This window comes from Pseudolabrys sp. FHR47 (assembly GCF_005153485.1).
Taxonomy (GTDB): domain Bacteria; phylum Pseudomonadota; class Alphaproteobacteria; order Rhizobiales; family Xanthobacteraceae; genus Pseudolabrys.
In genome coordinates, this window is sequence record NZ_CP039740.1 from 2,741,767 (window position 1) to 2,762,838 (window position 21,072).

20 protein-coding genes are annotated in these 21,072 nt (G+C 62.9%); 16 read left to right on the forward strand and 4 right to left on the reverse strand.

Going from position 1 to position 21,072, the window contains the following annotated elements; genetic code table 11:
• Nucleotides 1-21 precede the first annotated feature (21 nt).
• The 8 genes from E8Q40_RS13485 (at nucleotide 22) to E8Q40_RS13520 (ending at nucleotide 7,915) form a co-directional block, all read left to right on the forward strand.
• Nucleotides 22-786: a DsbA family protein gene (locus tag E8Q40_RS13485; RefSeq protein WP_137045042.1), complete on the forward strand. Its 765-nt coding sequence runs from the start codon at nucleotides 22-24 to the stop codon at nucleotides 784-786.
• A gap of 130 nt (nucleotides 787-916) precedes the next feature.
• A complete protein-coding gene (locus E8Q40_RS13490; RefSeq protein ID WP_137045043.1) occupies nucleotides 917-2,053 on the forward strand; it encodes a carboxylate-amine ligase in 1,137 nt (378 codons plus the stop codon).
• A gap of 149 nt (nucleotides 2,054-2,202) precedes the next feature.
• Complete coding sequence (gene aroQ, locus E8Q40_RS13495; RefSeq protein ID WP_137045044.1) at nucleotides 2,203-2,655, forward strand: type II 3-dehydroquinate dehydratase; 453 nt, start codon at nucleotides 2,203-2,205, stop codon at nucleotides 2,653-2,655.
• 67 nt (nucleotides 2,656-2,722) lie between these two features.
• Nucleotides 2,723-3,190 carry an acetyl-CoA carboxylase biotin carboxyl carrier protein gene (gene accB, locus E8Q40_RS13500; RefSeq protein WP_137045045.1) on the forward strand — a complete coding sequence of 156 codons (468 nt, stop codon included), beginning with the start codon at nucleotides 2,723-2,725 and terminating at the stop codon, nucleotides 3,188-3,190.
• Between the two features lie 27 nt (nucleotides 3,191-3,217).
• On the forward strand, nucleotides 3,218-4,588 hold the full coding sequence (gene accC, locus E8Q40_RS13505) for an acetyl-CoA carboxylase biotin carboxylase subunit (RefSeq protein WP_137045046.1): 1,371 nt from the start codon (nucleotides 3,218-3,220) through the stop codon (nucleotides 4,586-4,588).
• Nucleotides 4,589-4,835: 247 nt separating this feature from the next.
• Nucleotides 4,836-6,350, forward strand: a complete 1,515-nt coding sequence (locus tag E8Q40_RS13510; RefSeq protein ID WP_137045047.1) for a CHASE3 domain-containing protein — start codon at nucleotides 4,836-4,838, stop codon at nucleotides 6,348-6,350.
• A complete protein-coding gene (locus tag E8Q40_RS13515; protein WP_137045048.1) occupies nucleotides 6,347-6,799 on the forward strand; it encodes a response regulator in 453 nt (150 codons plus the stop codon). The genes E8Q40_RS13510 and E8Q40_RS13515 overlap by 4 nt, the downstream gene beginning before the upstream one ends.
• Nucleotides 6,800-6,805: 6 nt before the next feature.
• The gene (locus E8Q40_RS13520) at nucleotides 6,806-7,915 is read left to right on the forward strand and encodes a sensor histidine kinase (protein WP_137045049.1); all 1,110 of its coding nucleotides are present in this window, start codon (nucleotides 6,806-6,808) and stop codon (nucleotides 7,913-7,915) included.
• A gap of 10 nt (nucleotides 7,916-7,925) precedes the next feature.
• Here E8Q40_RS13520 and E8Q40_RS13525 read toward each other — a convergent pair whose 3' ends face one another.
• A complete protein-coding gene (locus E8Q40_RS13525; RefSeq protein WP_137045050.1) occupies nucleotides 7,926-8,309 on the reverse strand; it encodes a response regulator in 384 nt (127 codons plus the stop codon).
• A 145-nt stretch (nucleotides 8,310-8,454) separates the two neighbouring features.
• On the opposite strand from E8Q40_RS13525, the gene aat reads away from it, so the two are divergent.
• Nucleotides 8,455-9,126 carry a leucyl/phenylalanyl-tRNA--protein transferase gene (gene aat / locus E8Q40_RS13530; RefSeq protein ID WP_137045051.1) on the forward strand — a complete coding sequence of 224 codons (672 nt, stop codon included), beginning with the start codon at nucleotides 8,455-8,457 and terminating at the stop codon, nucleotides 9,124-9,126.
• On the opposite strand, the gene E8Q40_RS13535 is transcribed toward aat, so the two are convergent.
• Nucleotides 9,127-10,065: a DUF2155 domain-containing protein gene (locus E8Q40_RS13535; protein ID WP_246662837.1), complete on the reverse strand. Its 939-nt coding sequence runs from the start codon at nucleotides 10,063-10,065 to the stop codon at nucleotides 9,127-9,129.
• A 157-nt stretch (nucleotides 10,066-10,222) separates the two neighbouring features.
• Complete coding sequence (locus E8Q40_RS13540) at nucleotides 10,223-10,633, reverse strand: NADH:ubiquinone oxidoreductase subunit NDUFA12 (protein ID WP_137045053.1); 411 nt, start codon at nucleotides 10,631-10,633, stop codon at nucleotides 10,223-10,225.
• A gap of 121 nt (nucleotides 10,634-10,754) precedes the next feature.
• Here E8Q40_RS13540 and E8Q40_RS13545 point away from each other — a divergent pair, with 121 nt between their 5' ends.
• The 3 genes from E8Q40_RS13545 (at nucleotide 10,755) to E8Q40_RS13555 (ending at nucleotide 17,711) form a co-directional block, all read left to right on the forward strand.
• On the forward strand, nucleotides 10,755-11,945 hold the full coding sequence (locus tag E8Q40_RS13545; protein WP_137045054.1) for a mechanosensitive ion channel family protein: 1,191 nt from the start codon (nucleotides 10,755-10,757) through the stop codon (nucleotides 11,943-11,945).
• Between the two features lie 906 nt (nucleotides 11,946-12,851).
• Nucleotides 12,852-16,538: a vitamin B12-dependent ribonucleotide reductase gene (locus tag E8Q40_RS13550; RefSeq protein WP_137045055.1), complete on the forward strand. Its 3,687-nt coding sequence runs from the start codon at nucleotides 12,852-12,854 to the stop codon at nucleotides 16,536-16,538.
• Between the two features lie 126 nt (nucleotides 16,539-16,664).
• Complete coding sequence (locus E8Q40_RS13555; RefSeq protein WP_137045056.1) at nucleotides 16,665-17,711, forward strand: DUF4062 domain-containing protein; 1,047 nt, start codon at nucleotides 16,665-16,667, stop codon at nucleotides 17,709-17,711.
• Between the two features lie 59 nt (nucleotides 17,712-17,770).
• On the opposite strand, the gene E8Q40_RS21980 is transcribed toward E8Q40_RS13555, so the two are convergent.
• Nucleotides 17,771-18,091, reverse strand: coding sequence for a hypothetical protein (locus E8Q40_RS21980; protein ID WP_168197834.1), 321 nt, complete (start codon nucleotides 18,089-18,091; stop codon nucleotides 17,771-17,773).
• Between the two features lie 142 nt (nucleotides 18,092-18,233).
• Here E8Q40_RS21980 and E8Q40_RS13565 point away from each other — a divergent pair, with 142 nt between their 5' ends.
• From E8Q40_RS13565 to E8Q40_RS13580, 4 genes are all read left to right on the forward strand, one after another.
• A complete protein-coding gene (locus tag E8Q40_RS13565; RefSeq protein ID WP_137045057.1) occupies nucleotides 18,234-18,809 on the forward strand; it encodes a hypothetical protein in 576 nt (191 codons plus the stop codon).
• A 96-nt stretch (nucleotides 18,810-18,905) separates the two neighbouring features.
• A complete protein-coding gene (locus E8Q40_RS13570; RefSeq protein ID WP_137045058.1) occupies nucleotides 18,906-19,319 on the forward strand; it encodes a hypothetical protein in 414 nt (137 codons plus the stop codon).
• Between the two features lie 165 nt (nucleotides 19,320-19,484).
• Nucleotides 19,485-19,766, forward strand: coding sequence for a transcriptional regulator (locus tag E8Q40_RS13575; protein WP_246662838.1), 282 nt, complete (start codon nucleotides 19,485-19,487; stop codon nucleotides 19,764-19,766).
• Nucleotides 19,767-19,868: 102 nt separating this feature from the next.
• On the forward strand, nucleotides 19,869-20,510 hold the full coding sequence (locus tag E8Q40_RS13580; RefSeq protein ID WP_137045059.1) for a hemolysin III family protein: 642 nt from the start codon (nucleotides 19,869-19,871) through the stop codon (nucleotides 20,508-20,510).
• Nucleotides 20,511-21,072 lie beyond the last annotated feature (562 nt).

Sequence of the window (21,072 nt, forward strand, 5' to 3'; positions counted from 1 at the left end):
ACCTCGACAAGGACCGACCCGATGAAAACCGCAAGCCGCATCCTCGCTGTATGTGCGGGCCTGTTCGCGCTGGCGCTGGCCCAGCCGGCGAGCGCCGCTGAATTCTCGGGCGCGCAGCGCGACGAGATCGGCAAGATCGTGCGCGAATATCTGCTCGCCAATCCTGAAGTTCTTCAGGAGGCCATGGCCGAACTCGAGAAGCGCTCGCAGGCGGCTGAGGCCGAGAAGCACAAGGCCGCGGTAAAGCAAAATGCCGAGGCCATTTTCTCGTCCAAGCGGCAAGTCACGCTCGGCAATCCCAAGGGCGACGTCACGCTCGTCGAGTTCTTCGATTACAACTGCGGCTACTGCAAACGCGCCATGGAAGACATGATGGCGCTGCTTAAGGATCCGAACCTGAAGATCGTACTCAAGGAATTCCCGGTGCTCGGGCCTGGCTCGGTCGAGGCGGCGCAGGTCGCGGTCGCGGTGCGCATGCAGGACCCAACCGGCAAAAAGTATCTCGCCTTCCATCAGAAGCTGCTCGGCGGCCGCGGTCAGGCCGACAAGGCACACGCCATGACGGCGGCCAAAGAAGTCGGCCTCGACATGGCGCGGCTGGAAAAAGACATGGCGAGCACCGAGGTCCGGGAGACGTTGCAGGAGAGCTTCAAACTCGCCGAAGCGCTCGGCATGAACGGCACGCCGAGCTACGTCATCGGCAACGATGTCGTCATCGGCGCCGTCGGCCTCGAAGCGCTGAAGGAAAAGGTCAATAACGCGCGTTGCGGCAAGGCTACTTGCTGATTGATGACCTGATTGCTGCGCCGCGCTGCGGCATTCTGCTTATCCACAAAGCCGCCGGGCCGCTGGTCCGGCGGCTTTTTACGTTTAGAATGCGCGGGAACCCGAAACGCCGGAACGGGTTGTCGCGCGCATGTATACGATCGGACTGGAAGAGGAATTCTTCGTCTTCGATGCGTCGACGCGCCGCGCGGTGCGCCGCCTCGACAAGCGCTTTCTCGTGCGTGTGAGGCAGACGCTCGGCAATTCCGTCGCCACCGAGATGCTGCAGTCGCAGATCGAAACCGTGACGCCGGTGTGCGAGACCATGGGCGAGGCCCGTGCGCATCTGGCGCGGATGCGGGAGGCGCTGGGAGAAGCCGCGCGCGAACGCGGCCTTGGCATCGCCGCCATGGGCACGTTTCCGCTCGCCTTTTGGCCGGAGATGACGCCGACGCGCAAGGAGCGCTACGGCGCCATCATGGACGACCTGCAGATGATCGGCCTGCGCAACATGATGTGCGGCCTCCATGTCCATGTCGCGGTGCCGGACCTAGACACGCGCATCAATCTCATGATGCGGGTGACACCTTATCTGCCCCTGTTGCTCGCGCTGTCGACCTCCTCGCCGTTCTGGCAGGGCCACCTCACCGGCCTCACCGGTTATCGGCTCGCGGCCTACGACGAATTGCCGCGCACCGGCTTGCCCGAGCTGTTCCGTACCAATCAGGACTACGACGAATATGTCGCGGCGCTGGTCGGCGCCGGCATTATCCCGGATGCGAGCTACATCTGGTGGGCGATCCGGCCGTCGGTCGCGAACCCGACGCTCGAACTGCGCATCGCCGACAGCTGCACGCGGCTCGACGATGCCATCGCCATCGCCGCGCTGTTCCGCTGCCTGGTGCGCGCGCTCGATCGCGACCGTAACGTGAATGCCGGCTTCGACCGCGTCGGCCGCGCCATCACCGCCGAGAACAAATGGCATGCGCAACGTCACGGCATCGCGGCGACTTTCGTCGAGCCATTCTCGCGCCAGCCCATCACCGCCGGCCAGTGGCTGGAGCAGATCCGTGCCTTCATCGCACCGGATATCGAGACCTTCGGCTGCGCCGCTGAGATCGCCCATCTCGGTCACATCATCGCCCAAGGCTCGAGCGGCGACCGACAGATCGCTTTGTTCAAGGCAGCCACCGCGGCCGGCCGGCCGCGCGTTGCCGCCCTTCGCGAGGTCGTCGACTGGGCCGCCGCGGAGACGCTGGCAACGGGACAACTCGCCTCGGCCGCCTGATTTCTCTTTATTTTTCTGATATTTACATCATCCCCGGCGAGATGGGCGGCGCTCTTCCCCTCGCCGCTTCGGCCACCTATAAAGCGTGCCAGCCGGTCCGCGCCCGCAATGCGAGGCAGCGCCGCAGCCGAACTGCCGGAAATCCGTAAATGGCCCAGACGATCTACGTCCTCAACGGACCCAACCTGAACATGCTCGGCGTCCGCGAGCCGGCCAAATACGGCTCGGCCACGCTCAAGGATGTGGAGAGCCTGTGCGCCGACACCTGCAAGCGCTTCGGGCTCGACATGGTGTTCAGGCAATCGAACATCGAAGGCGAACTGGTGACCATCATCCAGGAAGCCCGCATCAACAAGGCGTCCGGCATCGTCATCAATCCGGCGGCCTATACGCACACCTCGGTCGCCATCCTTGACGCCCTGACCCTCACCGAGCTGCCGGTGATTGAAATCCACATCACCAACGTCCATCAGCGCGAAAGCTTCCGGCACCACTCCTATGTGTCGAAAGTAGCGCGCGGCGTGCTTGCCGGCTTCGGCGTCCAGGGCTACGCGCTGGGGATCGAAGGCCTTGCCGGCATGATCGGCGCTAAAGAACGTTAAGAACTCTTACGCTATGCGCATCTGCCGGCCCCGGGCCGGACAGAAGCCACAACCCGGAACCGCTTGAATGGCAAAACCGCCGAAATCGCCTCTGGTCGACCGCGAGCTCATTCAGGAGCTGTCGAAGCTGCTCGACGAGACGGGCCTTACCGAAATCGAGATCGAGCAGGACGGCCAGCGCATCCGCGTCGCCCGCGGCGGCGTTGCTGTGTCGGCCGCCCCGGCGCCGCGCGCCGCGCCGGCCGCCGTGCCGCAGCCGATCACCGAATCCGTCTCCAAGCCGATCGATCCGGCCAAGCATCCGGGCGTGGTCAATTCCCCGATGGTCGGCACCGCTTACTCGGCGCCGGAGCCAGGCGCGCGCCCCTATATCGAGGTTGGCGCCAAGGTGAAGTCCGGCGAAACGCTGCTCATCATCGAAGCGATGAAGACTATGAACCAGATCCCCGCGCCGCGCGCCGGCACGGTGACGCAGATCCTGTTCGAGGACGGTCAGCCTGTCGAGTTCGGCGAGCCGCTGGTGATTATCGAGTGACGCCTCTCACGCCGCCGGGCAATCCCCATGTTCGATAAAATCCTTATTGCCAATCGCGGCGAGATCGCGCTGCGCGTGCTGCGCGCCTGCAAGGAGCTCGGCATCAAGACAGTCGCGGTGCATTCCACCGCCGACGCCGATGCCATGCATGTACGTTTCGCCGACGAAAGCGTCTGCATCGGCCCGCCTGCGGCCAAAGACTCCTACCTCAACATCCCGGCCATCCTCGCCGCTTGTGAGATCACCGGCGCCGATGCCGTGCATCCCGGTTACGGCTTCCTGTCGGAGAATGCGCGCTTTGCGGAAATCCTCGCCGAACACGGCCTGCATTTCATCGGCCCGAAGGCCGAGCACATCCGCACCATGGGCGACAAGATCGAGGCCAAGCGCACCGCCAAGCGCCTCGGCATTCCGGTCGTGCCCGGCTCGGATGGCGGCGTCACCGACGATAACGAAGCCGCCCGCGTCGCCAACGAAATCGGCTTTCCGGTCCTGATCAAGGCGGCGGCTGGCGGCGGCGGCAAGGGCATGCGCGTTGCCCGCTCGGCCGAGGAACTGTCGAGCGCCCTGTCCACCGCGCGCTCGGAAGCCAAGGCCAATTTCGGCAGCGACGCCGTCTATATCGAGAAATATCTCGGCAAGCCGCGCCACATCGAAATCCAGGTGCTCGGTGACGGCAAGGGCAACGCCATCCACCTCGGCGAACGCGACTGCTCGCTGCAGCGCCGCCACCAGAAGGTGCTCGAGGAAAGCCCCTCGCCCGCGCTCAATGTCGCGGCGCGCGACAAGATCGGCGAGATCGTCGCGAAAGCGATGCGCGAAATCCAGTATCTCGGCGTCGGCACCGTCGAATTCCTGTACGAGAACGGCGAGTTCTATTTCATCGAAATGAACACGCGCATCCAGGTCGAGCACCCGGTGACCGAAATGATCACCGGCATCGACCTGATCTTCGAACAGATCCGGGTCGCCGCGGGCGCCGAACTGACGCTCAAGCAGAAAGACGTCAACTTCTTCGGTCACGCTATCGAGTGCCGCATCAATGCGGAAAACCCGGTGTCATTCCGGCCCTCGCCCGGCAAGATCCTGCATTACCATCCGCCCGGCGGCCTCGGCGTGCGTATCGACAGCGCCGTGTACCAGGGCTACACGATCCCGCCCTATTACGACTCGCTGGTCGGCAAGCTCATCGTCCATGGCAAGACCCGCACCGAGGCTTTGATGCGGCTCAAGCGAGCGCTCGACGAAGTCGTTGTCGACGGCATTGAGACGACGCTGCCGCTGTTCCGGGCGCTGGTGCGCGAAACCGACATTATCAACGGCGACTATCACATCCACTGGCTGGAGCAGTTCCTGGCCCAGGGTGGCATGGAGGAAAGCCAGCCGCTGTCCTCGTGACAGCGGACCAGCGTATTCCCGCGATCGTCCTGGCACGGCGCGCGAAGGCACGTCTGCCCGGCCCGGCGTCACCACGGCGCCAAATGGAACCAATGCCGGTCCCGCGAGTTCCCAACTGGCGCCCGAAACCCGGGCCACTTCGACAGCTTTATTTGACGGGGCTATTCTGTGATTTATTGCAGAAACGGCGACAGGACGGTCCTCAGATAAGGATTGCTCCACCTTGGGCCCATGGAGATTTGACTAATTGAAGTTGGCCCTGCCCCGCTGGCGGTTTCTCAACCTGCAAACGCTCCTGCTTGGCGCCGGCTTTCTGCTACTGGTCGGCATCGGCGCAGCCACGATCTATCTGGTCGAGCGGGCTGCCAGCGACAGCCGAGAACTCGCCGTTACGTTGAGCATCGAGGACAAGCTTTCCGACATTCTGCTCACCGTGCGCCGCGCCGAGAGCAGTCAGCGCGGCTACCTCTTGACCAACGACAGCACCTATCTCGAGGACTTCCGTGGCGCCGAGCCGGAGGCGCAGGAGACCATCGCCGAATTGCGCGGGCTTTCGGAAGCCAGCGCCACCCGCGCGTCGACCCTTGACCGCGTGGCCACTCTGGTCGACGGCAAATTCCGCGAAATGCGCCGCATCGTCGAGCTCAATGAGGCCGGCCAGCGCGACGAGGCCCTGGCGCAGGTGCGGGAGGGCGAAGGCCGCCGCATCATGGTCAAGTTGCGCGATGTCATCGAGGAGGCCGTGGAGGCCGAGGGCGAACTCGCCACCGTCCGCGCCGAGACCTCACGCCGCACCAATACCCGGCTGCTGATCGTGACGCTCGTAGGAACGGCGTTGATCATCGGCATCGGCGCCATCTCGATCATGCTGGTCCAGCGCAATTATCGTCGCGCCGAGATCGCCCGCCAGGAACTCGCCGGCACCAACGCCAATCTGGAGCGCATCGTCGAATATCGTACCGCCGACCTGACCGAGGCCAACGAGGAGATCCAGCGCTTCGCCTATATTGTCAGCCACGATCTGCGCTCGCCGCTGGTCAACGTCATGGGTTTTACCTCCGAGCTGGAGGCCCTGCGGCAGGACATCTTCGCAGAATTGGAAAGACTCCGGGCCGAGGTGGCTGCCCTCAAAAACGAAGCTGACACTGCAATAGAAGAAGACCGCTCCGCGCAGCTCGGCCGCGACTTCGACGAGGCCGTCGGCTTCATCAAAACCTCGATCGCCAATATGGACCGGTTGATCAACGCGGTGCTCCGGCTGTCCCGGGAGGGCCGCCGCCAGTTCAATCCGGAAACGGTCGACATGAATGCTCTGATCGGCGGGATTATCGAAACCGTTAGTCACCGGGCTTCGGAACTTCAGGCCACCTTACGCGTTGATGCGTTGCCGCCAGTTGAAACCGACTTGCTCGCGGCGCAACAGATTTTTGGGAATCTCATTGATAATGCTCTCAAATATGGCCGCCATGACGAAAAGCTGCAAATCGACATTCGTGGCCGCCTGACCGCCACACATGCGATATACGACGTTCAGGACAATGGCCGGGGTATCGACCCGGCCGATTTTCAGCGAGTATTTGAATTGTTTCGGCGCGCCGGCAAGCAGGACAGGCCGGGCGAAGGCATCGGCCTTGCGCACGTCCGCGCCCTGGTCAGGCGGATGGGGGGAACGATGGGTTTGAACTCGGAACCCGGCAAGGGAAGCACTTTTACCGTAACGCTGCCGCGGCGCTGGACCGGGGACAAGAGGAGCGCTGTATGAACAGCCGGACTTCGGAACGCCCGGTTGAGATCGTGATGATCGAGGACGATGACGGCCATGCGCGCCTGATCGAGAAGAACATCCGCCGCGCCGGCGTCAACAATCCGATCACGCCGTTCAAGAACGGCACCGATGGCATCAACTACCTGTTCGGCGCCGATGGCTCCGGGCTGACCAGCAAGGGCAAGCCCCTGCTCGTCCTGCTCGACCTCAACCTGCCCGACATGACCGGCGTCGAAATCCTCGGCCGCATCAAGTCGAACGAGCACATGAAGCGCGTGCCAGTCGTGGTGCTGACGACAACCGACGACGCCCTCGAGATTCAGCGCTGCTACGATCTCGGCTGCAACGTCTACATTACCAAGCCGGTCAACTACGAGAATTTCGCCAACGCCATTCGGCAGCTTGGGCTGTTCTTCTCGGTCATCCAGGTGCCCTCGCCCGAGTAAGCGCCCATGCCCCGCAAAGTTCTCTATATCGACGACGATCAAGGCCTGTGTACGCTGGTCAAGCGCAGCCTGGGCCGCGACGGCATTGAGGTCGTGACCGCCGGCGACGGCGAAGCCGGCCTCGCGCTGCTCGCCGAACATCCCGATTTCGACGTGATCGCGGTCGATCTGTACATGCCTGGCCTGTCCGGCGTCGAGTTGACCGAGCGCATCAACGCCGTGCCCAATCATCCGCCGGTCATCGTGGTGACGGGCGCACAGGACTCGCGCATGGCGGTCGCGGTGCTCAAGGCCGGCGCCTTCGACTACGTCGTCAAGGACGTCCAGGGCGAGTTCATCTTCCTGCTCAAGGCCGCCTTCCATGCCGCTGTCGACGCCATGCGCATGCGCCGCGCCAAGGAAGCTGCCGAGGCCGAAGTCCGCGCCGCGCGCGACCGCTTCGAGGCGCTGGCGGCCGAACGCGCGCTCATGATGCGAGAGGTCAACCACCGCGTCGGCAACAGTCTGCAACTCATCGCATCGCTGCTGACCATCCAGTCCAACGCGGCCAGCAATGACGAAGTCAAGGAAGCCCTGAGTGACGCCACCGGCCGCGTCATGGCGGTGGCGCAAGTTCACCGCCGCCTTTACACCTCGGACGACGTGCAGACGGTTGCCATCGACCTTTACCTCGAAGCCCTGGTCGAGGATCTGCGCCGTTCCGCCGAAGGCGGCGCGCTGGCGCAGTTGTCGCTCCACGCCGACCCGATCGCAGTAACGCCCGATCACGCCGTGGCCATCGGCATGATCGTCAACGAGCTCGTCACCAACGCGTTGAAGTACGCCTATCCCGGCGGCAAGGGTGCAATCCGCGTCGCGCTAACCAGCGACGACGCCAACCATGGCATCCTCATCGTCGAGGACGACGGCGTCGGCATCGCGCCGAAAGGCGGACCTAAGTCAACCGGGTTAGGGCAGCGCATTGTGCGGGCGATGGCGGAGAAAATCCGCGCCCAGATCGAACAGGACCGCAGCCATCGCGGCACCCGCCTCATCGTCACCTTCGAACTCTGCGCCCCTGTTCCTGGCGCAGCGCCAAAGGCTGCACCGGCGGCCGCGCCAAAGCCCGCGGCCTGATCCGGGACGCTCAGTGCGACGGCTCGGTCAGTCGCGCCAGCAAGGCGCAGACTTCGGCGGGACTGTAGGGCTTTGGCAGGAACAGCGAGCGCGTGACCATGCCGTCAAGTCCGAAGGCCGCATAGCGCCCCGACGCATAGACAATTGGCAGGTCGGGCCGCATGGCGCGGGCGCGGATCGCCAGTTCCCGGCCATCGACATCGCCGGGAAGATTGATGTCCGTGAGCAGGACCGCGATCTCGGGCTCGCTCTCGAGCCAGCCGAGCGCCTGTTCGCCTGTGCTCGCCTCGTGAACGACGAAGCCGTAGTCACGCAATTCGTCGGCGACAATGGCACTGATCAGGACGTCGTCCTCCACCAGCAGCACTTTGATCGGTTGCGGTCCGCGGCCCATGACGTCCTCGGCTTGCCATCGGTTTCAGGTTGCACGGCAACGCCGAGCCACAACCAAGTGTTCAAGGCTGACTAAAATTTGAGGCAATGATGGTAAGTAATCTCCTAATATCGCAAAACCTCATGTTCCGGTTTAAGATGAAGTGATGGCCAGCCGCGACAATCCCCCATTCGAAATCACGCCGGATGTGCTGCTCAAAGCCTATGCCTGCGGCATCTTTCCGATGGCGGAGACGGCCGACGATCCGGCGTTGTACTGGATCGAGCCGGAACAGCGCGGCATTATTCCGCTGTCCGGGTTCCATGTTCCGGCGCGATTGGCCCGCACCGTTCGCTCGACCGCGCTCACCGTCCATGTCGACCGCGATTTCGACGCCGTGATCGACGGCTGCGCCGCGCCGGCACCCGACCGCGATCGGACCTGGATCAACGGCCGCATCCGCAAGCTCTACCGCGGCCTCTTCGACCGCGGCCATTGCCACACGGTGGAAGTCTATGACGACGACCATCTCGTGGGCGGGCTGTATGGTGTGTCGCTCGGCCGCGCATATTTCGGCGAGAGCATGTTTCACACCGTGCGCGACGCGTCCAAGATCGCGCTCGTGCATCTGATCGCGCGGCTGAAAGCCGGCGGGTTTACGCTCTGCGATACGCAGTACGTGACCGACCACCTGCGCACCTTTGGCGCCGTCGAGGTCCCGAAGAAGCGCTATCACAAGCTGCTCGAAGACGCGCTCACCGGCGCGGCGGATTTCGCCGCGCTGCCGGTCGATCGGCCGGTCAGCGGCGCCGAGGCACTCGCTATTCTCGAAGAATGATCAGCGCTGCGGTGGACGCAACGCCGGGCGCGACTGCGGCTGCGGCGTCCGCTGTGCCGGAGCAGCGGCTGGTTTGCGCCCCGGCTGACCTTCGCCTGCGTCCGCGACATTCGGATTGGTGCCGCCTTTGCACTCGGTCAGCCACACGTCGTAGGTCGGATGCTCCACCGCATTGAGACCCGGACTGGCGGCGAACATCCAGCCGGAGAAGATGCGCTTGATCTCGCCGTTCAGCGTCACTTCGTCGACCTGGATGAAGGCGTCGGTGTTCGGCGTTTCGGTCGGCGGCCGCGAATAGCACACGCGCGGCGTCACGCGGAGCGCGCCGAATTGCACGGTCTCATCGATCGCGACGTCGAACGAGATGATGCGGCCGGTGATCTTGTCGAGACCGTTGAACACCGCCGTCGGATTGGCGATCCGCTGCGGCGGCGGCTCGACCACGACCTCGTCGCCGGGCTGCGGCGAGGTATCGGCCGGTTGCTGCGGCGTGCCCGGCGGCTGGCGCTGTCCCGGCGGCAGACCGGGAAGCGTTTGCGTCGGATTGGTGTTGGCGTTGTTCTGCGGCTGCTGACCCGGCGGCGGCGCCGGCGCGACCGGCGTCATGGGGGTCAAATCGCCAGGACCCGAATTCGTCCCCGGCAGCGGCGCCAGCTCGTCCGACTGGATGCCGCCGCGGCCCGGCCGGCTCGACGGCGGCAGGTTCATCGGCGCCGGCAGAGGCTGCGCCGGCGGCAGATCGGGATTGACCCAGTTGCCCGATTGCGTGGCGGTCGCACCGCTCTGCACGTCGCGACCGCGGCCGAGATCGGCCGGCGCTACATATGGCCCCTGCTGCGGTTGTCCACGCGGCACGGAGCCCGGCGGGCGCGGCGGCGGATCGCTGAAGATGTCGGTGAACTGGGCGAGCGCAGGACCCGCACCGAGCAGCACCATCATCGCTATCGCTGGAAGCCGGACCCGGGCCATAAATGTCGCTTGATCAGGGGTTCTCGTGGCCAGCGCCGCGCATGGATTCGCCCGCGCGCGCTGACGGTCCGGTTAACACGGTGAATGCGGCGGCGGAAGGGCGGCCCGAAATGCTGCGATCTGCTGCTCAGCCTTCCGGCGACCAGGCCTTGTAGTCGCCGGTCGCCTGCGGGCGGCGGCCTGCGGCCAGCGTCGAGCCCTGCGGGCGGTAGGCACCCGGAGTACCGGTGAGGTTTGGTCGATGCGGCTTCTGCCATTCACGCGGCTGGTAGTTCTCGTCGGTCGGCGGAACATCGACCGTGTGATGGATCCAGCCATGCCACGACGGCGGGATGGTGCTCGCCTCGGCATAGCCGTTGTAGATGACCCAGCGGCGCTCGAACTTCAGCGTCGGGTCGATCTTACCGCCTTTGGTCCGGTAATAGGTATTGCCGAACTCGTCGGTGCCGACCTTTTCGCCATAGAGACGGGTCCACAAATCGGTGCCGAATGTGGATGAGTTCCACCAGGTAAACAATTTCAGCAGGAAACTTTTCATCGCCGACGCGCATTTCCGTTGCGAGACGCGCGCGTTGTGACACCTCGGAACGCCCCTGTCCAGCGCGCCACCGGCGCCATTCATCACATTTTTAACGCAGAAACTTGGGAGTTTCCGCGCAATGGATTCGTTCAGATCGGCTCTCTCTATCCTCGCCGCCTGGCTCGCGTGGGTCCCGGATCAAGTGGTCGCGGTCGTCATCGTCGCGCTGGCCGTCGCCATCGCCTATTCGCTGCACAAAACGGTGCGGCGGCTGCTCCGCAAAGTGCTGGCTCCGCGCTTCCCCTACGTTATCACCGTCATTCAGCAGATGCGCGGCGTCACCCGTCTCGCCATCATCCTGTTGGCGTTGTCGATCGCGGTGCCGGCGGCGCCGTTCGATTCGCAAACGGCGGAATGGATCGGCCGGCTCATGCTGATCGCTCTGATCGCCATGATCGGCTGGGCGGCGATGACGGCGCTGAAGATCGCGGCGGACCTCTATCTCCTGCAATTCCGCATCGATACCGAGGACAACCTGCTGGCGCGCAAGCACTACACCCAGGTGCGGGTGCTGCTGCGCACGCTGGACGTCCTGATCATCATCCTGACAATCAGCGCCGCGCTGATGACGTTCGAGCCGGTTCGGCAATATGGCGTCAGCCTGTTCGCCTCGGCCGGCGTCGCCGGTCTGGTTGCAGGCCTTGCCGCGCGCCCGGTGCTGTCGAACCTGTTCGCCGGCGTGCAGCTTGCCATGACGCAGCCGATCCGCATCGACGACGCCGTCATCGTCGAGGGCGAATGGGGCACCGTCGAGGAAATTACCTCCACTTATGTGGTCGTGAAAATCTGGGACTGGCGGCGACTGATCGTGCCGCTGACCTATTTCATCGAGAAGCCGTTCCAGAACTGGACCCGCGAGACCTCGGCACTGATCGGCGCCGCCATGCTCTATGTCGATTACCGCGCCCCGGTCGGCATCATCCGCGACAAGCTTAAGGAGATTGCGGAGGCCTCGCCGGCCTGGGACGGCCAGGTCGTCGGCCTTCAGGTCACCGACTGCAAGGAAGAGACGATGGAATTGCGCTGCCTTGTCAGCGCGCCATCGGCCGGCAAGGCCTTCGAGCTGCGCTGCGAGGTACGCGAGAAGCTTGTCGACTTCCTGCAGCGCGAGCACCCCGAAGCCCTGCCCCGCAAGCGCGCGGATCTGGCGCTCGAGGCCGACGGCGCGCTGCTCGTGGCGCGCGACGGCAGCGGTGCGCAAGGCCGCGGCAGCGATGATGGCAAACAACGCAAAACCGCGACCGGGCGCAAGACGACCGAAAGGCACTGACGGCGCCTTGCCTGCCCCACCATTGCATTTGCCCGGATTCTGGAGTTATGGTGCCCGCGAATTCAGCAATGCCGCTGTTGTTTGGGCATTTCGCTGGAAAAGAATGACAGTGCCGGGAAACGAGAAGGCGGGCTCTTAAGGCCCGCCTTCTTTATTGGTCCTCCCGGCGGGCCTTTGAGTCCCTTGCCAAGCACTTAAGGTCGGCCCCCGGCGCATCATCAACAGCGGTGGGTGCGCTTCTCCCGCTGGTCAGTCTGCCGCACCCACAGGCTAAGGCTCTGACCTCAAAACGAGAATCATCGACTCGTCGGCGGCTTCTCCGGTGTTTATCCCGCGCTTGTCCCCGCTCCGGGCGATACCAAAAAGAAGCTGTGGGTTGTCCGCAGGGCCCCATTTTTCGTCATTTTTGCTTCACCGGGCTAGGCATCAAAACCCACCGTACCAGCCGAAAAAATCGGGCTTCACGGTCGGGGCTGGAGGGTCATACTGCCCCGGGACATGACCCTCGGTCATGAATCCCGTCACCGCACTGACACAAGATTTAGGGATTTAGTTACTCCTACCCACTATCTGTTGTTGACGACGACGACGAGTCCCATATAGTTTTGTGACAGTACGGTGTGGGTGATGCGTACCAAAGAGTTCCCGCCGGAACCTCCAAACCGACGCGATGTCAGGTTTTTGAGCCCCGACAGCCCCTCACAGGCGTTGTCAGGGAACGGGTGAAGTTTGCGTGCCGGCCCCTTCGGGGACCGGGTGGTACCGGGTGACGCTTCAAGAACCCCGGACCACGACCAGGGTTGGTGTCAGACAGGGTTTTGAGTTGTCGGAAGGCGGACAAGGACGGGTCCGTCTGGAATAATCGTCGGCGGTCGCTGAGCCGCCCGGAATTTGGGGACGAAGAAGATGCGGATCGAACGGCGCTACACCAAGGATGCGGGTCAGGCTTACGCGGGCATCCAGTTTCGGCTGACCACGTCCGAGATCAAGAATCCCGACGGCTCCATTGTCTTCAAGCTGGACAATGTCGAAGTGCCGGAATTCTGGTCGCAGGTCGCCTCCGACGTGCTCGCCCAGAAGTATTTCCGCAAGGCCGGCGTGCCCGCGCGCCTCAAGAAGGTCGAAGAGAACTCCGTCCCCTCTTTCCTGTGGCGCTCCGTGGCCGACGAGGCCGCGCTCGAAGCCCTGCCCGAGAAGGAACGCTATATCGGCGAGACCTCGTCCAAGCAGGTGTTCGATCGCCTGGCCGGCACCTGGACCTACTGGGGCTGGAAAGGCGGCTACTTCGACAATGAAGATGACGCCCAGGCCTTCTATGACGAACTGCGCTTCATGCTCGCCAACCAGATGTGCGCGCCGAACTCGCCGCAGTGGTTCAACACCGGCCTGCACTGGGCTTACGGCATCGACGGCCCCGGCCAGGGCCACTATTACGTCGATTACCAGACCGGCAAGCTCACCAAGTCGAAGTCGTCCTACGAACACCCGCAGCCGCACGCCTGCTTTATCCAAAGCATCAGCGACGACCTGGTGAACGAAGGCGGCATCATGGACCTGTGGGTGCGTGAAGCCCGCCTGTTCAAATACGGCTCCGGCACCGGCACCAACTTCTCCAACCTGCGCGGCGAAGGCGAAAAGCTGTCCGGCGGCGGCAAGTCGTCGGGCCTGATGAGCTTCCTCAAGATCGGCGACCGCGCCGCCGGCGCCATCAAGTCGGGCGGCACCACGCGCCGCGCGGCGAAGATGGTGATCGTTGACGCCGACCATCCGGATATCGAGAAGTACATCGACTGGAAGGTGCAGGAAGAGCAGAAGGTGGCGGCGCTCGTCACCGGCTCCAAGATCAACCAGAAGCACCTCAAGGCGGTGCTGAAGGCCTGCGTGAACTGCGAAGGCTCGGACGATGACTGCTTCAACCCGGAAAAGAACCCGGCGCTGAAGCGCGAGATCAAGCTCGCCCGCAAGGCCTATGTGCCGGACAACTTCATCAAGCGCGTCATCCAGTTCGCCAAGCAGGGCTACACCGATATCGACTTCCCGACTTACGACACCGACTGGGATTCGGATGCCTATCTCACCGTGTCGGGTCAGAACTCGAACAACTCGGTGCGCGTCGACGACCAGTTCCTCAAGGCGGTCGAAGCCGATGGCAAATGGGATCTGACGTTCCGCAAGAACGGCAAGGTCGCCAAGACCGTGCAGGCGCGCGAACTGTGGGAAAAGATCGGCTACGCCGCCTGGGCCTGCGCCGATCCGGGCTTGCAGTTCCACACCACCGTGAACGACTGGCACACCTGCCCGGCCTCCGGTGAAATCCGCGGCTCCAATCCGTGCTCCGAGTACATGTTCCTCGACGACACGGCCTGCAATCTCGCCTCGCTGAATCTCCTCACGTTCCGCGACGGCAAGACCGGCGCCTTCGATGTCGAGTCCTACGAGCACGCCGTGCGCCTGTGGACCGTGGTGCTGGAAATCTCGGTGCTGATGGCCCAGTTCCCCTCCAAGGAAATCGCCCAGCTCTCTTATGAATTCCGCACGCTCGGCCTCGGCTACGCCAATATCGGCGGCCTCTTGATGACCTCGGGTCTGTCTTACGACTCCGATGAAGGCCGCGCCTATGCCGGCGCCCTCACCGCGATCATGACCGGCGTCTCCTACGCGACCTCGGCCGAGATGGCGGAGAAGCAGGGTCCGTTCCCGGGCTACAAGAAGAACCGCGAGCACATGCTGCGCGTGATGCGCAACCACCGCCGCGCGGCTTACGGCGAACGCCAGGGCTACGAGAAGCTCTCGCAGGCCCCGGTCCCGCTCGACCACGCCTCCTGCCCCGATCAAACCTTGATCGCGCACGCCAAGGCGGCGTGGGACCGCGCCATCGAACTCGGCGAGAAGCACGGCTATCGCAACGCGCAGTCCACCGTGATCGCGCCGACCGGCACGATCGGCCTCGTCATGGATTGCGACACCACCGGCATCGAGCCCGACTTCGCGCTGGTGAAGTTCAAGAAGCTGGCCGGCGGCGGCTACTTCAAGATCATCAACCGCGCCGTGCCCGAGGCATTGCGCACGCTCGGCTACTCCGAAGCGCAGATCGCCGAGATCGAGGTCTATGCCGTGGGCCACGGCTCGCTGGCGCAGGCCCCGGGCATCAACCACACGACCTTGAAGGCCAAGGGCTTCACCGACGAGGTGATCGCCAAGGTCGAGAAGGCGCTGCCGACGGCCTTCGACATCAAGTTCGTCTTCAACAAGTGGACGATCGGCGAAGCCTTCTGCCGCGACACGCTCGGCATTTCGGCCGAGCAGCTCGCCAACCCGACCTTCGATCTCCTCGCCGCGCTCGGCTTCTCCAAGCGCGAGATCGAGGCCGCCAACATCCATGTCTGCGGCGCCATGACCGTGGAAGGCGCGCCGCACCTCAAACTCGAGCACTATCCGGTGTTCGACTGCGCCAATCCCTGCGGCAAGATCGGCAAGCGCTATCTGTCGGTGGACAGCCACATCAAGATGATGGCGGCGGCGCAGCCCTTCATTTCGGGCGCCATCTCCAAGACCATCAACATGCCGAACGAGGCCACCGTCGAGGACTGCAAGAGCGCCTATCTGCTCTCGTGGAAACTGGCGCTGAAGGCCAATGCGCTGTACCGCGACGGCTCGAAACTCTCGCAGCCGCTGAACTCGCAGCTCATCGCCGACGAAGAGGACGAGGACGACGCGATCGAGGCCTTCCTCGACAAGCCGGCCGCGGCGCGCGCCGCCATCGCCGCCGAGAAGGTGGTGGAGAAGATCGTCGAGCGCGTCACCGTGCTGCGCGAGCGCGAGAAGCTGCCGGCCCGCCGCAAGGGCTATACGCAGAAGGCCGTGGTCGGCGGCCACAAGGTCTATCTGCGCACCGGCGAATATGACGACGGCCGTCTCGGCGAAATCTTCGTCGACATGCACAAGGAAGGCGCGGCGCTCCGCTCCTTGCTCAACAACTTCGCCATCGCCATTTCGCTCGGCCTGCAATACGGCGTGCCGCTCGAGGAATATGTCGATGCCTTCACCTTCACCCGCTTCGAACCGCAAGGCCCGGTGCAGGGCAACGACTCGATCAAATACGCCACTTCAATCCTGGACTATGTGTTCCGGGAACTCGCGGTGTCGTATCTGGAGCGTTACGACCTCGCCCATGTCGATCCGAGCCAGGGCTCGTTCGACGCGCTGGGCGCCGGCGAGCACGAAGGCAAGGCCGCGCCGAACTTCGTCTCCAAGGGCCTGACGCGCTCGCTGTCGGTGGTGGCGCCGACGACCGCCTCGGCGGTGTCGACCGCTAACGTGACGGCCTTCTCCGGCGGGCACGCCGCGACCGCACTCAAGGCCGAGCCGGAGGCGAAACTGTCGCCGGCCCAGCAGCTCGAAGTCGGACACGCCTCCCCGGCCGCCGCCGTGGCGCAGCCTTCCGCCAAAGCGCTCGCCTCCGAACGCCGCGCCGAAGCCAAGGCCAAGGGCTACGAAGGCGAGATGTGCGGCGAATGCGGCAACTTCACCCTCGTGAGGAACGGCACCTGCATGAAGTGCGATACGTGCGGCGCGACGAGCGGGTGTTCGTGAGGGACTACTAAGGCGGCGCTTAGCGCGCCGCCTTAGCCTGAGACTTTAGAGCCCGTCATCCTGAGGTGTGCGCCGCAAGGCGCGGCTCGAAGGGTGACGGGCTTCTGGTACGGCAGGCGCATCCATATGGATAAAGTCTACCAGGTCTTCGTAAGTTCGACTTACTCCGATCTTCACGAAGAGCGCAAAGAGGTCAGTGACACGCTTGCCAAGGCGGGCTTTATCCCGGCGGGGATGGAACTATTTCCTGCAACAGATCAACAACAACTCGAGTTTATCAAAAGAGTAATCGACCGCTGTGACTACTACGTAGTCATTGTGGGCGGTCGATATGGCTCATTGGATGGCGACAAGAGTTTTACTGAAAAAGAATTCGAATACGCCCTCGCACGACACATTCCTATATTAGCGTTTTTGCCTTTAGACCCGGGCAAAATTGCAACTGACAAAACCGATAATGACCCAATTCACGTTAAGCATCTTAATGAGTTCAAGACCCGTCTAAAAACAAGTCGGATCGTTTCATTTTGGTCTGACATTAATGATCTAAAAACCAAGGTCCTGACCGCCGTAACGAACGCAGTAAATTTGCGTCCGGGAACGGGCTGGATTCGCGGCGATCAAGCCATCGATCCTAAGCTGTTGCAGGATCTCGAGCGGTTGCGCATCGAGAACGAAGAGCTCAAAGCGAGGCTCTCCGAAGTAAACGGAGCAGATATCAGTTTTCCGGATCACTTGGCCGGACCGGACCACGAAATCACGTTCGCCGTAACATTACACCGTCACAAGCAAACGCCTAGTGGCGGTGACGCCATCGTCAAAACCGAGACTGTCAACGTTGTAGCTTCCATAGGACAAATCCTTTTGGCCATAGTCGATGAAATAATTAAAGAGCCATCAGAATATTCCCTTCGAAGAACAATTGGCGAAGCCTTGCTCGCCATAGCCGGACGCAATGAAAGGGAAACCTCCGGCGAGGTTTCTCCAAACGATGTCACAAACCTGAGATTCCATATTGAAGCACTTGGACTCATACAAGCAATCGGCAAAGAATCTACGTCAGACATGTTTGGACGCCTAACTACTAATCACTACATAGCTTGGGTCATTACGGACAAAGGCAGAAAATTTGTTAGTCTTCACCGCGCAATCTTGAAGGAAAGAAAGCTATAGCCGGCCCTAACCGCAGCCCGTAGCCGTAGGGCGGATTAGCGCAGCGTAATCCGCCCTCTTTACTCCTCGGCGAACGCCGCCTGGCGGGTTAAGGCTTCGCCTCGCCCGCCGTACAGGCAAGGCGTAGATGGCCGGGACATAAGGGCGCTGACGCCCGTCTTCGACGGGCTTTGCCCGGCCATGACAGCCAACATTGAAAGCACTATATTCTTTTGATGATAACAAAGCGCCTCACCGAAATTCTTGAGCGCGTCGAGAACTGGCCGCCCGAGTGGCAAGATCAGTTGGCAGAGATCGCGCTTGATATCGAGGCCGATATCAAGAACGGCGTTTATCAGCTCAGCCCCGAAGAAGTTGAGGCCATCGAGCGTGCCCGGCAATCGCCATTCCTGACCGAAGAAGAAGCCGCGAGCATCTTCGCCAAATTACGAGGCGCCTAGCACCGTAGCCTGGATGGAGCGCAGCGAATCCGGGGCGCCAGCCGAAAGGGCTACGCCAGCCCGGCAGATGTAGGGGGGATGCATGGGGCGCGTCTTTGGGATTGTCGTGGGGCTTGCAGGCGTCATCGGGGCGGTTTTTACGGTGATGCAATACTTCTCGGCTCAGCAGCAGCCGGATGCGAGGGCACCGTCGACCTCAACCCCACCGCCGACTATCGCAATTCCGGCGTTCCCGGAAATCGGACCCGATCGCGCAGTCGGAACGCGCGTGCAAATGCGGTCCCCATCGACCGCAGCTCACACTGTTATGACACTGATGAATTTTGACGTCTCGAATATCCGAGCGTCACTTTGGGCGCTATCGAATGGCCGGCTGGTGCAAATCAACAGCCGAACGATTCCCTTTATCGAGAGCGGCGGTTATTCGGCTGCCGATCATATACCAACGCCGTTTACAATCGGAAAAATGGTTTCGTGCGTGCAATATCGCCTAAATGGCCACAACGTCGAGATGATCGACTTTTACACGAACGAAGGACACACGCAGCAGCAGCTACTTTTTGGTACGATGACCAAATTTCGAGCGTCTGTTGTCGACGTCGATGGCGCGAAACATTTATGCAGTTCTATGCCCAGTTCTGCCGCGAGCCTTTTATGAAATCGACCCTGCGGGACAAGCCGAAAGCACCCGCCCCTCCCCACTTTCACCACGAACGACTCCGACTATAGTCATCCACCCATGACGGATCGTTCCATGCCCCGCCCTGTTGTTCGCGCGTTTCTCACGGCGATCGTTGCGCTGCTGATCGCCGCGCCGCCTGTGGCGTCGCGGGCGCACGCAACGCCGACCTCCGAGGCCCGGCCGGCGGCGGCGGCAAAGACGGTCAAGAGCACCAAAACGGCAAAGACCAGGAAGAAGCACGTCGCCAAGCGCGTGCCGAAGGGCGTCGGCTTCCTGCCCGGCTATCGCACGCCGGAGCAGATCGAGCGCGACCGCACGAAGGAAATCCAGCGCGAGCGCCGGGCGTACTACCGCGCCGGCGGCGGGCGCATCGCCTATTGGCGCTACCCGCAGCCGCAATTCTATCGCGGCCGCTGGAACGGCGGCGATTTCGGCCCGTGCTGGACGCATACGCCGATCGGCTATCAGTGGAATTGCGGCAAATAAGTGCGACTCGACCGGCGCCGGACATCGCGGCACCGTGCGCTTTCCTGCCCCGGACGCATCGCGGCTCTGCGAAATACATCGCGAAAATAGCCGTTTTCGCGCGCCTTTCACCCCCCATGCGGGTAACGACTCCGCCCGAAATATGTTACATACGACCAGTGGTTGTTGCCGGGCGCCAAGCCCCCACAACAGGAGGTCTTGCTGAACAAATCCATCAACGCATCGTCGCCCAACGACGCCGGCGCCAAGCTGAAAAGGCGTCAGGAACAGGCGCGGGACGGTCTGAAAGCCGCCGCGGAATATGAGGCGGCCGCGATCTCCATGCGCGCCAAGACCGCCAAGCTGCGGGCATTGCGACTCGCCAAGGAAGCCGAGGACGCAGCCAATAAGCCGGCCGAGCCGGCTGCGAAGCCGAAGACCAGGAAGAGTAAAAAAGCCGCGCCGTAGCACGCCGCGTCATCGTCCTCGCCTTGGGTCATCGTCATCGCCTTGGACTGACGGCGCCTGACGGTCACTGCCCTGCCGCATTCGCGTGGCACGCTTCGCGCCATGAAGCCGCCTGTCACTTGGAATTATGACCGCGCCGAGATCGTTGCCGATGCGGTCGTGCACGGCTTAAGCATTGCGCTGGCCGTCGGCGGCGGCGCGGTGCTCATTGTCATCGCCGCCTTTCACGCCAATGTCTCGCAGTTCGCCGCGGTGACGGTCTATATCGCCGGCCTTGCCGCCATGATCGGCTTTTCCGCGGCCTACAATCTGTGGCCGCTGACGCCGGTCAAATGGTGGCTGCGGCGGCTCGACCATTCGGCCATCTATCTCCTGATCGCCGCGACCTACACCGCCTTCGTGCTGCCGGTGAAGGGCACGGCATCGGACTTGATCCTCGCCGTGCAGTGGCTCTCGGCCGCGGCCGGCATCGCGCTCAAAATATTCTTCCCCGGCCGCTTCGACCGGGCCTCGATCGCGCTCTATCTGGTGATGGGCTGGAGCGGCTTGTTCGTGATCGGGCCGATGGCCGCGGCGCTGGCGCCGGTGACCTTGGTGCTGATCGCGGCCGGCGGCGTTCTCTATTCCGTCGGCGTCATCTTCCATGTCTGGGAGAGCCTGCGGTTCCAGAACGCGATCTGGCACGGCTTCGTGCTGTCGGCCGCGTCGTGCCATTACGGCGCGGTGCTGACCTCGGTGGTGTGAGACACCGATACCGCCTCGCCGCCCCGCGCCCATAATAATATTCCTAGGACTATTGACTCTTCGTTCGGCCTAGCCCTATATTCCCATCCATCCCGCCCCATCTAGCGAGGGGTGTCTGATCAGCGTCTCCAGATGCTGGGGCGGGGAGCGGTGGCCGGGTTGGGGCGTCGGAGATGCGGCGCAGTTTTCCCTCCCGGCAGGTCCAAGCCGCTCGGTCCCGATGCGCCCGCCGCGCATCACGGGCTGACGATTGTGCGTCGTAGGGCAGGAAAATTCCGGTCGCCGCCGGAGAGAACTCCACTCCAGGGTTCTCAAAGCGCGGTCCCGGAACGGAGCGCCCGAAGAAGCCTGTATCTCAGCCCTTAAGCGGTGGATAGGCCGTCCTTCGAAGAAGGGCCGCCTGAAAGGTTGGTCCACCGGGGGCCGTGCGGAGCAAACCTATAAACACCGCGCGCGGAACGCCAAAGGCTCGGCAATTCCGTGGTGACGACGTCTGTGCACTTTCTACAAACACCGTGCACAGAGCTGCGGGGCTGTTCGAGCCTCGGCGTTCCGCGCGCCC